The following is a 14564-nucleotide window of genomic DNA, read 5'->3' as shown; positions in this document are numbered from 1 at the left end:
CCGCCGTCACCGTGGTCAGGATGAACAGCATCAGCGCGTACATGGTCCGGTTGTCGAAATTATTGTAGGCATAGGCGATGTCGTAGCCGATGCCGGCTCCGGACAGGATGAATTCGGAGGCGATGACGCCGATGAAGGAATAGGCCACGGCCAGCTTCACCCCGGTGAACAGGTAGGGTGCTGCCGAGGGCAGCTTGATCAGCAGCGCCGTCTGCAACGGCCCCATCCGGCTCATCCGGCCGACCTTCAGCAGCACTGGCGGCACGCGGTCCAGACCGTTCAGCGTGTTGATGATCATCGCCACCACGCCGAACAGGAAACCGATGATGATGATCGGCAGGTCGCTCATCCCGAAGATCACGATCAGCACCGGGTAGAACACGAAGAAGGGCACGGCGTAATAGCTGGCCAGCAGCGGATCGAGCGCCCGGCGGAAGCGCGGAAGCGCGTGGATCAGCAGCCCGGCGACGAAGCCCAGCGTGACCGACAGCACGAAGGCGGCGGCCACATTGCCCAGCGTCTTGGTCACCGGACCGGCAAGCTTGCCGTTTTCCGCCAGCTTCCACAGCTCCACCGCCATGCGGCTGGGCGGGATCATGGTCAGCGGACGGATCACGCCAGTCTGGCACAGAATTTCCAGCAGACCGACCGCGCCCACAACGATGGCCAGCCTGATCCAGCCAACCTTGCTCATCGCTTGTGCCCCGCCTGGTGTCCGGAAGCCTTCATGGATTCCTCGCGCAGCAGCGACCAGAGATGGCCGGTCAGCCGGCCGAAACTGTCTTCCGAGACGATGCGGCTGTCACGCTCGCGTGGCCAGCCGGTCTGTACCTGCTCGATGAAGCGGCCTGGCCGGGCCGACATCGCACCCACCCGGTCGGACAGCATCGCCGCCTCGTCCAGCGCATGGGTGATCAGCAGCACGGTTGCGCCGGTCTCCCGCCACAGCCGCAGCAGCTCGTCGCCCATCAGCAGGCGGGTCTGCTGGTCCAGCGCGCCGAATGGCTCATCCAGCAGAATCAGCCGCGGCTGCAGCACCAGCGTGCGGGCGATGCAGACACGCTGGCGCATACCGCCAGACAGCTGCGCCGGATAGGCCTGGGCGAAATCCGCCAGCCCCATGAAACCCACCGCATAATCGACACGGCGCGCGATCTCCGTCGCCTCGAAGCCGGCGCGTCGCAGGCCGAAGGCGACATTGTCCCACACCGTCAGCCAGGGGAAGCTGGCATCTTCCTGGAACACCACGCCGACGCCGTCCGGCACCTGCCCGGCAACCGGCTTGCCCTCGAAGGTCACGCTGCCCTCGGTCGGCGCGGAAAGGCCGGCCAGCACCTCCAGCAGGGTGGACTTGCCGCAGCCGGACGGGCCGACGACGGAGAAGAACTCGCCCTGCATGAGGTCCAGATCCAGCGGCCCCAGCGCATGCACCGGCGGCTGTCCTCCGACCGCCGGAAAGACGCGCGTCACCCCCGCCACGCTGGCGTGAATTGCGCGCGTCTCCGGGCTGTCGGCGGGCATCGTCTTCGGCGATGCCGCCATGGTCACGACTTCAGATCGTCGGGCAGGAAGGATTTGTCCACCAGCTTCGACCAGTCCATCGGACCGTCCACCTCGCCGATGATCCGCAAGCCCTCAACCATATTGTCCATTGCCTTCAGGTCGAGATCGCCTCGGCCCCAGTATTTCACATCGATCATGTTCTGGATCGCGCGGATGCCCAGCGCCTCGTCCATCTTGTAGGCGGCAGCGAAGATCTTCCCGGCCTCCTCAGGATTGGCATAGATGAAGTCCACCCCCTTGCGCCGGCCCTCGATGATGGCCTTCAGCTTGTCCGGGCTGGACTTGGCGAAATCGCCGGTGGTGATACCGACCGTCTGGGTCATCAGCGGCAGCAGATCCTTGGCGTAGAAGACCGGCTGATACTTGTCCTGCGTGCGCGACCAGATCGGGTCGAGGATCGGGGCCGCCGCCACGCCGCCCTGGCCCAGCGCGGTCAGGCCGGCGCCGATGCCGCCGGTGGAGATGCGCTCCACCTGCTTCACATCCACGCCGCCAGCGGCCAGCGACATCAGCAGCACCATCTCGGTCACCGATTTCGGGCTGGTGAAGGCGGCCTTCTTGCCGGCCAGATCCTTCACCGACTTGATGTCGCTGCCCTTCGGCGCCACCCAGAGGATGTCATAGACCGAGGCGGCGCCGGTATTCACGATCTTGATGTCGAGGCCTTCCTTCGCCGCCGCGACCGCCGCCGCCAGGCTGACCTCGCCATAGGGCAGGCCGCCGGCCAGCACGTTGCGCACCGTGGTGCCGCCGCCCTTGGAGGTCAGGATGCCGGTGATCTCGATGCCGGCATCCTTGAAGAAGCCCTTTTCCAGCGCCACTGCATAGGGCGCGCCATACATCAGCACGCCCCAGTGGGTGACGGAAATCTGGTCGGCCCTGGCCGGGCTGGCCAGCGGGCTGGCGAGGGCGGTTCCCAGAAGTGCGGCGGCGCCGACAAGGCACGCCTTGATGCTGAATTTGCTCATCTTGTTTCCTCCCGATTGCGATTTTTGTTTTGTCGATGCTAATCAGGTGCAGCTTATTTTGCCAAGTCGCCTTTTTCACCCACCGAAACTCTTTCCCAAATTCCGAAAGGGATCGCCCGTCATGACCGCCTCAAAAACCCTGCGCCAGCGCTTTGCCGACAAGGACTTCATCACCGCCCCCGGCGTGTTCGACGGCATTTCCGCGCGCGTGGCCGACCGCATGGGGTTTCCGGCCCTGTACATGACCGGCTATGGCACCGTCGCCTCGCATCTGGGGCTGCCCGATGCCGGCCTTGCCAGCTATACGGAGATGGTCAGCCGTGTGCAGACGCTGGCCTCGGTCACGACAACGCCGCTGATCGCCGACGGCGATACCGGCTATGGCGGGCTGCTGAACGTACAGCGCACGGTGCGCGGCTATGAGCAGGCAGGAGCGGCGGCGATCCAGCTGGAGGATCAGGAATTCCCGAAGAAGTGCGGCCACACGCCAGGCCGCCGGGTGATCCCGATGGAGGATATGGTGGCCAAGATCAGGGTTGCGGTGGAAAGCCGCGACTCCGCCGATTTCCTCATCATCGCGCGCACCGATGCGCGCACCACGCTGGGTCTCGACGAGGCGCTGCGGCGCGGCGAGGCCTATGCCAGGGCGGGCGCCGACATCCTGTTCATCGAAAGCCCCGAGACCGAGGAGGAGATGGCGAAGATCTGCGCCAGCTTCGACACACCCTGCCTCGCCAACATCGTCGAGGGCGGGCGCACGCCGGTGGTCAGTCGCGACCGGCTGGTGGAACTGGGCTACGCGATGGCGATCTTCCCGGCGACCGGCTTTCTGGCGATGGGGGCGGCGCTGGCCTCGGTCTATGGCACGCTGAAGAATGAGGGGGCGAGTGTCGGCGTCACCGTGCCGCTGGATGACTTCATGGACTTCAGCCGGATGATGGGCTTCCAGCAGGTCTGGGATTTCGACAAGCGCCACGCCTCCTGACCCGCCCTCAAGGAAACGAGGTAGTGCAGCCTGTTTCGGATGCCACGCGAGGACGGGGCCCACTGGCCGGCATCGCCCTGATGTGCGTCGGCGTTGCCAGCCTGTGCGTGAATGACGCGATTGCCAAGAGCCTGACCGACACCTATGCGCCGCTGCAGATCCTGTTCCTGCGCAATCTGATCGCCCTGCCCTTCGCGCTGCTGGTGGCGTGGCGGATGGGCGGCACCGGTGCCTTGCGCTCGTACCGTCCGGCGGCGCATCTGCTACGCGGGGTGCTTTGGATCGGCGCGACGCTGCTGTTCTTCACCAGCCTGATGCACCTGCCGCTGGCCGAAGCGACGGCACTGGCCTTCGTCGCCCCGCTGTTCATCACCGCCCTGTCGGCCCTGTTCCGGATCGAACAGGTCGGCTGGCGGCGCTGGCTGGCGGTGATCGTGGGGTTCATCGGCGTGCTGGTCGCCCTGCGGCCGGGGGCCGCCGCCTTCCAGCCGGTATCGCTGCTGCCGGTCGCCACGGCGCTGGTCTATGCGCTGCTGATGCTGAGCGCGCGCTGGGTCGATTCCCGCGAGAGCGTGTGGACCCTGCTGCTCTACCTGACCGGCACCGCTGCCCTGCTCAGTGGCGTCATCGTGCCGTTCTTCTGGACCGCGATCCGGCCCGAGGATATCTGGCTGTTCGTCGCCATCGCGCTGTTCGGCACCGCCGGCATGACGATGATAACCCAGGCCTTCCGGCTGGCCCCCGCCACCCTGGTGGCGCCGTTCGACTATACGGCGCTGATCTGGGCGACGGGCCTCGGCTGGCTGATCTGGCACGAAATCCCCGATTCGATGACCTTCCTCGGCGCGGCCATCATCATTTCCAGCGGCGTGTTCATTATCCTGCGCAAGCGCCGGGCGGCCGGATAGCCGCAGGAGCAAGGCCGGGGGCTATTGACCCCCCCGAATCGAAGGGCCAAATCCAGCAGGGTCGCCGGAAGCGAATACCGGGAGAGGATCATGAACAGGCGGCATATGCTCATCGGTGCCGGCGGCCTGCTGGCGCTTGGCGGCGCGGCTGGATGGATGGCCATGCGCCAGAGGCAGGCCGCTGCCTCCTATCGGGAGGCGATGCAGGCACTGCGCGCGGATCTGCCGCTCCAGCCGCGGGACCACGACCTCATCCGTCATGCCACGCTGGCGGCGAACGGCCACAACACCCAGCCCTGGCTGTTCTCGGTGGCACCCGGTGAGATCATCATCCAGCCGGATTTCAGCCGGCGGACGCCGGTGGTCGATCCCGACGATCATCACCTCTATGCCAGCCTTGGATGCGCCGCCGAGAATCTGGCTTTGGCCGCCGCCGCGCGTGGGCGAGGCGGGGAACTGGTGTTCGACGATCATGGCGACGGGCGGATCGTCTTTGCGCACCAGCCGACAGAACCGCAGGAGTCACCCCTGTTCGCGGCCATACCGCATCGCCAATCCACCCGCGCCGTCTATGATGGCCGCCCGGTCAGCGCGGCCGACCTGCAAAGCCTGGCCGATGCCGCCGCGATTCCCGGAATCGACATGGTGCTGATCACAGAGCGGCCACAGCTCGACCGTGTCCGCGATCTTGTCATCGCCGGCAACAGCGCGCAGATGGCCGACCCGGAATTTATCCGCGAACTGAAGGCCTGGCTGCGCTTCAACCCCGGCCAGGCGCTTCGCACCGGTGACGGGCTGTACAGCGTGGCCAGCGGCAATCCTGCCTTGCCCGACTGGCTGGGGCCACGCGCCTTCGACCTGGTCTTCACCGCCAGGGCGGAGAACGACAAATATGCGGCACAGCTGCGCAGCTCGGCGGGGGTGGCCGTGTTCGTCGGCCAACAGGATGACCGCGAGCACTGGATGCGGGCCGGGCGTGCCTGCCAGCGCTTCGCCCTGCAGGCCACCGCGCTGGGGCTGAAATGCGCCTTCGTGAACCAGCCTGTCGAGGTCACATCACTGCGGCCAGAGCTTGCGGCCCTTGTCGGCTTGCCGGGCCGGCGCCCGAATATCGTCATGCGGTTCGGATACGGACCAGCCCTGCCCTATGCCCCGCGGCGGCCGGTCGAGGCCGTTATCCGCGCAACGTAACGGCAGCGTACACTGCCGGGCCTACGACTGATCGGCCCACCGGAAGCGCTGCAGGTGATCGACCAGCGCGCGCAGCTTCGGCGCCAGGTTGCGGCGACTGGGATAATAGAGATAGAAGCCGGCAAAGGGCGGGCAGAACTCGCTCAGAACCGGCACCAGCGCGCCGCGCGCCATCCAGGGCCGGAAGCTTTCCTCCAGCCCGCAGGTGATGCCGGCGCCGGCAACCGCCAGCTTGATCATCAGCGCCATGTCGTTGGTGGTGATCTCCGGCCGCACATCGACGCTGAATTCGCGGTCCTGCTCGGTGAATTCCCAGCGATAGGGCGCCACCCGGGGCGCCGGCCGCCAGCCGACGCAGCGATGGGCGGACAGGTCCTTCGGGTGGGCCGGGGCCCCGAACCGCTGGATATAGGACGGGGCGCAGACGATGATCTGCCGTTCCTCCCCGGCCACCGGCACGGCGATCATGTCCTGCTGGATCACCTCGCCCAGCCGCACACCGGCATCGTAGCCTTCCGCGACGATGTCGCATTCCTCGTCGGTCACGGTGACGTCGAGCTGGATTTCCGGATTTGCCTCGGCGAAGGAGGCCAGGAACGGCCCGGACAGGAAGCGCTCGGCGATGGAGGAGACCGCCAGCCGCAACTGCCCCCGTGGGCGGCCGCGCAGATGGCCGGTGGTCTCGATGGCGGCACGCATCTCCGCCAGCGCCGGGGCCACCTCGGCATAGAGCCGCTCGCCGGCCTCGGTCAGGCTGACGCTGCGCGTCGTGCGCTGCACCAGCGCGATCCCCAGCCCCTCCTCCAGCCGCCGGATGGTCTGGCTGACTGCCGAGCGGGTGACGCCCAGCCGGTCAGCGGCGGCACGGAAGCTCCGCTCCTCGGCGACCAGGGCGAAGATGGCAAGCGCGTTGAAGTCCGGCCCCATTGGTTAGTTTTTCTTTCCTTAATGGAAAAGAATGAGCGTCTTATCGCGACAATGAACCGCGCTTACCTTCCTGGCAACCCCGCGATGCGGGACTTCGACACCAGTGGAGAAAGCATATGTCCCTCGACAAGGTCATCCTCATCACCGGCGCCTCCAGCGGCATCGGTGCCGGCATCGCCCGCGAACTGGGCCGGGCCGGCGCGAAGCTGATGCTGGGCGCGCGCCGCACCGACCGGCTGGCATCGCTGGCCAAGGAAATCAACTTCGAGGGCGGCGATGCCGCCATCGCCCGCGTCGATGTCACCGACCGCGCCGATGTCGCCGCCTTTGCCGAGACCGCGCGCCAGACCTGGGGCCGGGTCGATGTCATCGTCAACAATGCCGGCGTTATGCCGCTGTCCCCGATGGCCGCGATGAAGGTCGAGGAATGGGACCGCATGGTCGATGTGAACATTAAGGGCGTGCTGCATGGCATCGCCGCCGTGCTTCCGGAAATGACCGCGCGCGGCTCCGGCCACATCGTCAACATCGCCTCCGTCGGTGCGCTGTCCGTGGTGCCGACGGCAGCCGTCTATTGCGCCAGCAAATATGCAGTCCGCGCGATCTCCGACGGGCTGCGGCAGGAGCATAACGATATCCGCGTCACCTGCATCCACCCCGGCGTGGTGGAGAGCGAGCTTGCCGACAGCATCACCGACCCGACCGCAGCAGAGGCGATGAAGCTCTACCGCGCCATCGCGCTGCAGCCCGACGCCATTGCCCGCGCCGTGCGTTACGCCATCGCGGAGCCCGACGATGTCGATGTGAACGAGATCGTCATCCGTCCCACCGCTACCCAGTGAAGGAGACCATCATGAAGACCCATCGCAAAATCGCCGCCGCCCTGCTGCTTGCCGTGGCACTCCCCGCAACCGCCCTGTCGCAAACTCCATCGCGGACCACAGAGGAACGCCAGCAGCGCGGTGCCGAAGTGATCCTCAGCCTGAACAACGGCCAGACCCAGCCCAATCTGGAGCGCATGCGCGAGGAATTCCCGTTCCTGGCCGAGGCGACGGAAGGCTATGCGCTGGGCGATGTCTGGGCGCGCGACGGGCTGGACAACCGCACCCGCCAGCTCGCCGCCGTCACCGCCTTCGCTGCGCTGGGCGAGACCGGCATCATGCGGGTCCATGCCGGCTATGCGCTGAATATCGGCGTCACCGAGGAGGAGCTGAAGGAGGCGATCTACCTCGTCACCGTGACCAGCGGCTTCCCGCGCGCCATCGCCGCCTCGCAGGCGCTGTCCGAGCTGTTCGCCGAACGACGCTGAGGAGAAGCCCGATGAAGACGCCTCCCCTGTATCTGCCCACCGCATCCCTGCTTGCCGCCGTGCTCCTCGCCGGTGCGGCCCTGCTACCCAACCAGAAAGGTCATGCCCAGATGAATACCCAGACGACCACCAATCAGCCCGCCGCCGCGCAGGTCGCCCAGGACCATCCCTATGTCGGGATGTGGGTCACGCCGGACGGCCATATCCGCCACGAACTGCTGCCGAACAACCGCTATGTCGAGGCGCGCGGCAGCCGCGAGAAGGCCTATCAGGGCCGCTACAAGGTGACCGGCACCCATATCGACTATTGGGACGATACCGGCTTCACCGCCGACGGCACCTTCGTGGACGAGAACACGCTGCATCATGGCGGGATGATCTTCCACCGCCGCTAAGACAGGTGGGGGGCGGGTCTGTACGATCCGCCCCCTTCCCTTCCCGCCCGTGACGTGGGAAAAGCCGCCATGCAGATTTTCCGCTATCCCGACGCCCGCCCCATGCCGTGGAAGAACGGCCAGGGCATGACCACCGAAATCGCGGTTTCGCCCGCCGGCGCCGGCATGGCGGATTTCGACTGGCGGCTGTCCATCGCCCGCATGGAGGCGGATGCCCCCTTCTCCGCCTTTCCGGACATCGTGCGGACCCTGGCGGTCATCGAGGGGACTGGCCTGACGCTGGCGGTAGAAGGCGAGAGGCCGGTGACGCTCGATCCGGACTCGGCACCACATCGCTTCGCCGCCGACCGCCCCGCCGAGGGCAGGCTGCTGGACGGGCCGGTCAGCAATCTGAACATCATGACGCGGCGTACCAGCTGCACGCATATGATGCGGCGGGTACGGTTTCAAGGCGAGCTGCAGGTCAGCGTGACCGGAACCCTGCTGGTGCTGTGCCATACCGGCGGGATCGGGATCGGCGGCGCCCGCCTCGGCCCGCTCGACTGCGCGCTGATCCAGGACACCGAAAAGGCCGCCCTGCACAGCAGCGCGGCCTCCACGGCATTTCTGATCGATATTATCCGGGACTACTGAAGCGCAGCCTCAGCCGATGCGGCGGCACAGCCGCAGCTTGCGCATGCCGACACCCTGCTTGTAGCTGGGCATCATCAGCAGGCAGTCATCATGTGGCGTCACCAGCGTCTCACCGCCATCATAGGCGATCGGCGTGCCGGCCTTCGCGATAACCTCCATGCCGATATACTCCTCGGCGAAGCGGAAATCCTCGGTCTTGGCGGTCAGCCCACCGGTCACTTCCCAGATCTGCGCCTTCGGCGGGTTCTTGCCCTCCGGCGACAGGTTGCGCTCGATGACGGCGGGCTCGACCACGCCGGCCACACGCAGGAAATGCATCGCCGTGTCCATCGCCACGCGACCGCTGGAAGCAGCCCAGTGCTGGCCACATTCCACCAGCAGCGCCACCTTGTCGTTCTTCGGGTCGTTGAACGGCGTGTATTCGATGATGCGCTTGCCGACGATATGGCCGGAGCCGCACATGATGTAGGCGGGGAAATTCACCTCGGCGGCGAAATCGCGCTCCTTCTCCAGCCCGTGGCAGATCATCAGCGGCTTGGAATAGGTGCCCAGCGAATGGATGTCGAGCAGCAGGTCCACACTGTCGAAGAACGGCCGCAGCTCGCGCGCGCGGCGCAGCTCCACCGTATCCTCGCTGCCGTCCAACCGGTCCTCGACCCAGACCCGGTTGAAATCCTCATCGACGAAGCGCGAGGCATCCGGATTGGCCGGATCGAATCGGCTGTAGGCCATGTGGTTCACGAAGGCGAAGCTGAGCTTGCCCTTCACCGGGCGCACGCCCTGCTTCAGCAGCGTATCCAACGCGATGGCGCCGCAGATCTCATTGCCATGGGTGATGGCGTTGATCGCCACATGCGGGCCGGGCACGCCGCTGTCGAAGCTGGTGACGAACTCGATGCCGGTATTGCCCTTGCGATAGGGCTCAATGTCGGGCGCGGTCAGCTCGACCGGGTAGCTCTTGGCGGCCATGGCGGCGGTCCTTTTCAGGCGGGGAAGTTGAAAGCGGAAAAGACAGGTCGCCGGTTATAGACCCGCCGCAGGCCGCCGCCAATCCCCGGATGACGTCAGCGCGTTCCCCCATGCCCTTCGAGACGCCGACGCCATCCCCCTGCCGTCACTGTGTGACGCTGGCGGCCTTAACCGGTGCCGGCGGATGCTCGGCGATGCGGTCTTCCTGCCAGTCCACCAGCGCCGGCACGCAGGATTGGCCGATCTGGCGCAAGAGGTCGCACAACAGCTCCGCCGAATCGCGATTCACCAGCGGCCCCAGCCGCAGCGGGAACAGCGAGGTGCGGTCAGCCAGCAGCCGCGCCTCCTCGCTGGGCGACAGCACCGGCACCAGCCCGGCCAGCAGCGGGCCGGTGCGCTCCACCAGCTCCGACCAGCCCATGACCAGCGCCAGGCGGGACCGGTACTGGCCGACACGCACGGCGATCACCTGACGGGACGATTCCGGCTCCGGTGCCCTGATGTCGGACGTGCTGGCGCCCAGCGGCAGCATCATCGGCCCCGGCCCGCTGGCGCGGCGCAGCGGCGGATAGTGGGCCGGCGCGCCTGGCTCTACGGCCAGCAGATCAACGGCGTGATAGGTGGTCTCCCGCACGTCGGTCAGCAGCGGCCGGGCATAGGCGGGGGCCAGCCGGCTGCCCAGCGACTCCGCCGACAGGGATATCCGGTAGCTGCCCTGGCGCAGCCCGGTAATGCTGTAGCTGCCATCGCCCAGCGTCGTGGTGCTGGCGACCGCCTCCCCGCTGTCGCGGTCCATGACGACAACGTCAATGCCCGGCAGCGGCACCGCCTCGCCCTGCGCCGTGGTGCTGAGCGCCCGGCCCTCCACCGTCCAGCTGCGCACCACCGGCAGGATCATGTTCTGCGTGCCGCCGGGCAGCAGCCGCGCGGAATAGCCCTCCACACCCGGCTGCAGGTGGGTTTCCGGCAGGGTCGAGGGGATGATGCGCACATCGCTGGTCTCGAAGGGCTGGACGTTGCGCAGGATGGCGATGCCGGTCGAATCGGTCAGTGCCGAGCGGCGCGCCTGCAGCGCCTGCACCTCGACCCCTTCCAGCCGTTCCTCGCCGGGGTCGAACACACCATTCTCGTTCTCGTCCAGGAACACCTGCACGGCGATGGAGCCGTCATTGGCGGCGGGGCGGCTCTGCATCCTCACATTTCCGGTCATCGGCTCGATGCCGGTGGACAGGCGCAGATCGAGGAAGGCGCCATAGACGCCGTTATTGTCGTAGCTTAGGCGCGGGCTGAGCACGACGCTGCCCATATCGTAGTTCAGCCGCGCCTGCACGCGGGTCAGGTCAGTCTCGAAACGGTGGCGGACATCCATCTCGGCGGTGAAGTCCCGCTCGATCAGCCACAGCGAATTGGCCTGGAACTCGGTCATCTCGAAATCCGGCGCGGCGCGGTAGCCGAGGCGGAACCGGTTGCGCAGCTGGCCAAGCGGGAAGCTGGCCTGATGCACCACATTCAGGTCCGTGCCCTCGCGACCGGCGCGAAACTCCGTCGAACGTTCCTTGCTTTGTGTCCACAGCAGGTCGTTGTTCAGGGTGAAGCGGCCGATTTGGGTGCCCAGCTTGCCGGTCAGGGAGCGCGCCTCTTCCACGACCGAATCGCTGACATCCTCCGCCCCCACCGTATAGCGCAGATAGGGCAGGCCCAGCACCGGCCCCTGCACATAGCCGCTCAGCGCGATCTCCGTGCGTCGGCGGTTGCCCAGTTCCGGGCGCAGCGATTCAGGCCGCACCTCATGGCTGAAGCGAAGCGAATCCGTACCGATGCGCGTCTGCACGGCGGCACGGCCGAGTGTCCGGCCCAGCGTATCGCGCCCCGCCAGCCCCTCCATCAGGAAGGTGCCGACGCGGTATTGCCCGCCCAGAAGGGCGTCACTGACGCGTTCGCCGCGATATTCGGTGGTGCCGGCGCTGGCCAGCACGGCCACCCCGCCGCCGACGGCCAGGCGGGTCGCCAGGCTGGATTGCAGCGCGCCCTCGTCCGGCCCGTCATCGATCATCGAGGCGGCGAACTGGTAGGTCAGCGGCACGCCGCCAATCTCGCCGCCGGCAGTGACCGTGCGGGTTTCCTCCTCGATCTGCCCCTGCGGGCCGTAGCGCACGATGCGGAAGCGATTCTCGCCGGCGAACAGTTCCACATTCTCGAAGATATATTCGCCGTTCTCGCCGACCCGCTGGAAGCCGACCAGCTGCTCGTCGCGGTACAGCTCCACATCATAGCCGGGCAACGCATCGCCGCTGATCGTGGTGGCGTCGCTGCGCAGCTGCGCGCCGACCGGCAGGTTGCTGAGATAAACGCCCTGACCGCTGGCGCTGGGGGCCAGCAGCGTGGTGGCAAAGCCGGAGATATCGCCGAACCGCGCCTGCGTCACGAGGCCGAGGCCAGCCAGCCCGTCCGGGTCGAAATAGGACAGGCTGGCGCGGGCGGAGGACAGCGGCTCATTCTCGTCACCCGACAGATAGGCAGCGAAGGCTCCGCCCAGCAGCCCCGCGCCGACGGTAGCGGCATAGTTACCGCCAACCCGGGTTTCCTGATTGTCGCCGCCGGTCAGCCGGCTGGAGGCCAACAGATCGACAACCGGCGGGCCGACCAGCGGCCGCCCTTCCGGTGCCGGCGGCAGGGTGGCGCGCGGCGTCGAATAGCTCTGGCGCTGGGTGAAGCGCTGCTCGCGGCGCTGGCGCTGCTGGAAGGGTAGCAGTTCATCCGCCTCGATGCGCAATTCCAGATCGGCCAGATTGGGCGTCGCCTCCAGCCCGAACCATTCTTTCAGCACCCAGTCGCCGATCATCAACGCGCCGTCGCTGCGCACCACCTCCCCCGCGCGCAGTGCCCGTGTCTGCCCCCGGCTGGTGACGGTTCCAGCCCCAAGGTCGAGTCGGAAATCATTGTCCAGGCTGATGAACCAGCCCTCGGCGCGGCCCTGCCCGGCATCGACCAGGATCGGGAATTCGAAGGCCTGCACGAAGCTGCCCAGATCGACCCGGAAGCCGTTGCCCTCGGTCACGACCATCAGCGGCTCCACCAGCCGGTCCCGATCGATACGCACGGTTAGCAGCAGTACCGTGCCGTCCGGCACCCGGCTGGCGCCGGTGGAGGCGGGACGCGCCAGGCGGCCCGGATCAGCCGGTACCGTCCGCAGGGCCGGGGCGGCATCCGGCAGGCGCGGCGGCGCATCAGGTTGGGTGGTGGGTTGCCCAGCAGGTTGAGGGGCGCCATAGACCGGTGCCACGCGCTGGTAGAAGTCGCGCAGCAGCTTTTCCATCGGATCGGCGGTATTGGCGGCGGCGGAACCGGTAACGGACAGCAGCGCGGCGAGGATCACCCCGCCGCCGGCCACCCGATATCGGCCCTGCCCCCGCATGCCAGCGTCATTCCAGGCGGACGGTCGATTCGGCCAGCACCGCGTTGCTGTCCGGATCAATGTAGCGGACCATCAACAGCCCGGCCCCGACAGTGACGCCGCTGGCCGGGTCGAACGGCACGGTCACCGTGCGCTGGGTGAGGTTGGCGTAGATGGCGACACTGTCGAGCCGGCCAACCTGCAGCCCGTCCTTGCCGGGCTGGCCCCAGAACATCGACAGATTGCCGAAGATGCTGGCCGTGCCTTCGCGGCGCATCTCGACGGTCACACCATTGGCGTCGATACCGATGGGGCGGATGGCGGCCTGGGCGGAAAGGTTGCCATGGCGCAGGAAAACCGGGATCGAGAAGCCGACGCGCACGGCAAGCTGCATCTCCGCCCCCTGCCCGGTGACGCTGCTCGGCGGCGGCGGCGGTGTGACCGGGCGGAACAGCAGGTGCGACATGTACTCGCCCTCCGGCAGACCTTCCGGCAGGCGCGGGGTCAGCCGTACCGTCTGCCGCTCGCCCGGCTGCAGCGTTACCCGTGTCGGCGCCAGCAGCAGCAGCCGGCTGGCAGCCCCGGCGGCGTTCTCGCCCATATCGTCCAGGGTTCCCATCTCGTTCATGCGCAATTGCTGCCAGACCAGTTCGTAGCTCTGGGCGCGATCGCTGGTGTTCACCAGCCGGAAGATGCCGTCGCGGCTCTGGCTGTCGAGCACGAGGCGCTTCGGGGTGATCAGCAGATCGGCGGCAGCCGGTGCCGGCAGCAGCAGGGCCAGGGAGATAAGAAGAAAGAACAGAAGGGAGAGTCCGCGCATATGCTGGCCTGCCTCTATTGCAGCGTTACCGTGACGTCGATGGTGCCGGTATAGGTGCTGTCCGTGTAAGGCACGCCACTGCCCGAGGTGGACAGCGTCGCCCCCAGCCGGAAGGTCGCCGTCCCGCTGGCATTGGTGGTGACGGTCGGCGGATGGTCGAAGGCGGTGATCTGGAAATACTGGCTGGGTGGCAGGGCCGGGCCGAACAGCGGGGCCGCCGTGATGTCGATATCGACAATGGCGTTGCCCGGCAGGCCACCAACCCGGTAGCGGCCGGCTATGCCCTGCGTCAGCGCGATGATGCTGCCGGTAGTGGAGACCGAGCCGTTCAGCGGCACCGTGAGCGTACTGACCGCCGCGTTCGACGGCACGACGAAGGTGCCGAAGCTCAGCGGGTCCAGCTCCACCACGGTCTGGGCGGCGGCTGGTAAAAATCCGGCCGGACAGGCGAAAGCCGCCACCGCCCCGGATAAGGCGATGGCGGCCATTCTGGGAGCCATTT

The 14564-nt window shown here is 67.0% G+C and carries 15 protein-coding genes; 7 read left to right on the top strand and 8 right to left on the bottom strand.

The features are described from left to right. The 3 genes from MK313_RS04775 to MK313_RS04765 form a co-directional block, all read right to left on the bottom strand. The coding region (locus MK313_RS04775) for an ABC transporter permease (protein WP_287780306.1) at positions 1–694 on the bottom strand (694 nt) is incomplete at its 3' end. Then, positions 691–1542, bottom strand: a complete 852-nt coding sequence (locus tag MK313_RS04770; protein WP_183077961.1) for an ABC transporter ATP-binding protein — start codon at positions 1540–1542, stop codon at positions 691–693. The genes MK313_RS04770 and MK313_RS04775, both read right to left, overlap by 4 nt. A 2-nt stretch (positions 1543–1544) precedes the next feature. Next, positions 1545–2531, bottom strand: a complete 987-nt coding sequence (locus MK313_RS04765; RefSeq protein ID WP_008944184.1) for an ABC transporter substrate-binding protein — start codon at positions 2529–2531, stop codon at positions 1545–1547. 121 nt (positions 2532–2652) lie between these two features. Between MK313_RS04765 and MK313_RS04760 the strand changes: the two genes are divergently transcribed. From MK313_RS04760 to MK313_RS04750, 3 genes are all read left to right on the top strand, one after another. Then, entirely contained in the window at positions 2653–3516 is an 864-nt protein-coding gene (locus tag MK313_RS04760) for an isocitrate lyase/PEP mutase family protein (protein ID WP_287780305.1), read from the top strand. Positions 3517–3539: 23 nt separating this feature from the next. Continuing rightward, positions 3540–4424 carry a DMT family transporter gene (locus tag MK313_RS04755; RefSeq protein ID WP_287780304.1) on the top strand — a complete coding sequence of 295 codons (885 nt, stop codon included), beginning with the start codon at positions 3540–3542 and terminating at the stop codon, positions 4422–4424. Positions 4425–4514: 90 nt separating this feature from the next. Further along, a complete protein-coding gene (locus MK313_RS04750; RefSeq protein ID WP_287780303.1) occupies positions 4515–5615 on the top strand; it encodes an Acg family FMN-binding oxidoreductase in 1101 nt (366 codons plus the stop codon). A 21-nt stretch (positions 5616–5636) separates the two neighbouring features. Here the strand turns inward: MK313_RS04750 and MK313_RS04745 are convergent, their stop codons facing one another. Further along, on the bottom strand, positions 5637–6542 hold the full coding sequence (locus MK313_RS04745; RefSeq protein ID WP_287780302.1) for a LysR family transcriptional regulator: 906 nt from the start codon (positions 6540–6542) through the stop codon (positions 5637–5639). Positions 6543–6658: 116 nt separating this feature from the next. On the opposite strand from MK313_RS04745, the gene MK313_RS04740 reads away from it, so the two are divergent. The 4 genes from MK313_RS04740 to MK313_RS04725 all read left to right on the top strand — a co-directional run bounded on the left by MK313_RS04740 (position 6659) and on the right by MK313_RS04725 (position 8879). Then, entirely contained in the window at positions 6659–7384 is a 726-nt protein-coding gene (locus MK313_RS04740; RefSeq protein WP_287780301.1) for an SDR family oxidoreductase, read from the top strand. Between the two features lie 11 nt (positions 7385–7395). Beyond that, positions 7396–7851, top strand: a complete 456-nt coding sequence (locus MK313_RS04735) for a carboxymuconolactone decarboxylase family protein (protein WP_121220346.1) — start codon at positions 7396–7398, stop codon at positions 7849–7851. An 11-nt stretch (positions 7852–7862) separates the two neighbouring features. Next, entirely contained in the window at positions 7863–8246 is a 384-nt protein-coding gene (locus MK313_RS04730) for an Atu4866 domain-containing protein (RefSeq protein ID WP_287780300.1), read from the top strand. 69 nt (positions 8247–8315) lie between these two features. Next, positions 8316–8879 (top strand): HutD family protein, encoded by a 564-nt coding sequence (locus tag MK313_RS04725; RefSeq protein ID WP_287780299.1) that lies wholly within the window; start codon positions 8316–8318, stop codon positions 8877–8879. Between the two features lie 9 nt (positions 8880–8888). Here MK313_RS04725 and MK313_RS04720 read toward each other — a convergent pair whose 3' ends face one another. From MK313_RS04720 to MK313_RS04705, 4 genes are all read right to left on the bottom strand, one after another. Then, positions 8889–9848 carry a M14 family metallopeptidase gene (locus MK313_RS04720; RefSeq protein ID WP_287780298.1) on the bottom strand — a complete coding sequence of 320 codons (960 nt, stop codon included), beginning with the start codon at positions 9846–9848 and terminating at the stop codon, positions 8889–8891. Between the two features lie 145 nt (positions 9849–9993). Beyond that, the gene (locus MK313_RS04715) at positions 9994–13263 is read right to left on the bottom strand and encodes a collagen binding domain-containing protein (RefSeq protein ID WP_287780297.1); all 3270 of its coding nucleotides are present in this window, start codon (positions 13261–13263) and stop codon (positions 9994–9996) included. A gap of 7 nt (positions 13264–13270) precedes the next feature. Then, positions 13271–14062 (bottom strand): fimbria/pilus periplasmic chaperone, encoded by a 792-nt coding sequence (locus MK313_RS04710; RefSeq protein ID WP_121220337.1) that lies wholly within the window; start codon positions 14060–14062, stop codon positions 13271–13273. A 14-nt stretch (positions 14063–14076) separates the two neighbouring features. Then, positions 14077–14550 (bottom strand): DUF4402 domain-containing protein, encoded by a 474-nt coding sequence (locus MK313_RS04705; protein ID WP_008944172.1) that lies wholly within the window; start codon positions 14548–14550, stop codon positions 14077–14079. Positions 14551–14564: the final 14 nt, after the last annotated feature.

Source organism: Oceanibaculum sp., from assembly GCF_022449305.1.
In the GTDB taxonomy this organism is placed as follows: domain Bacteria; phylum Pseudomonadota; class Alphaproteobacteria; order Oceanibaculales; family Oceanibaculaceae; genus Oceanibaculum; species Oceanibaculum indicum.
This window is presented reverse-complemented; position numbering and strand designations above follow the sequence as displayed.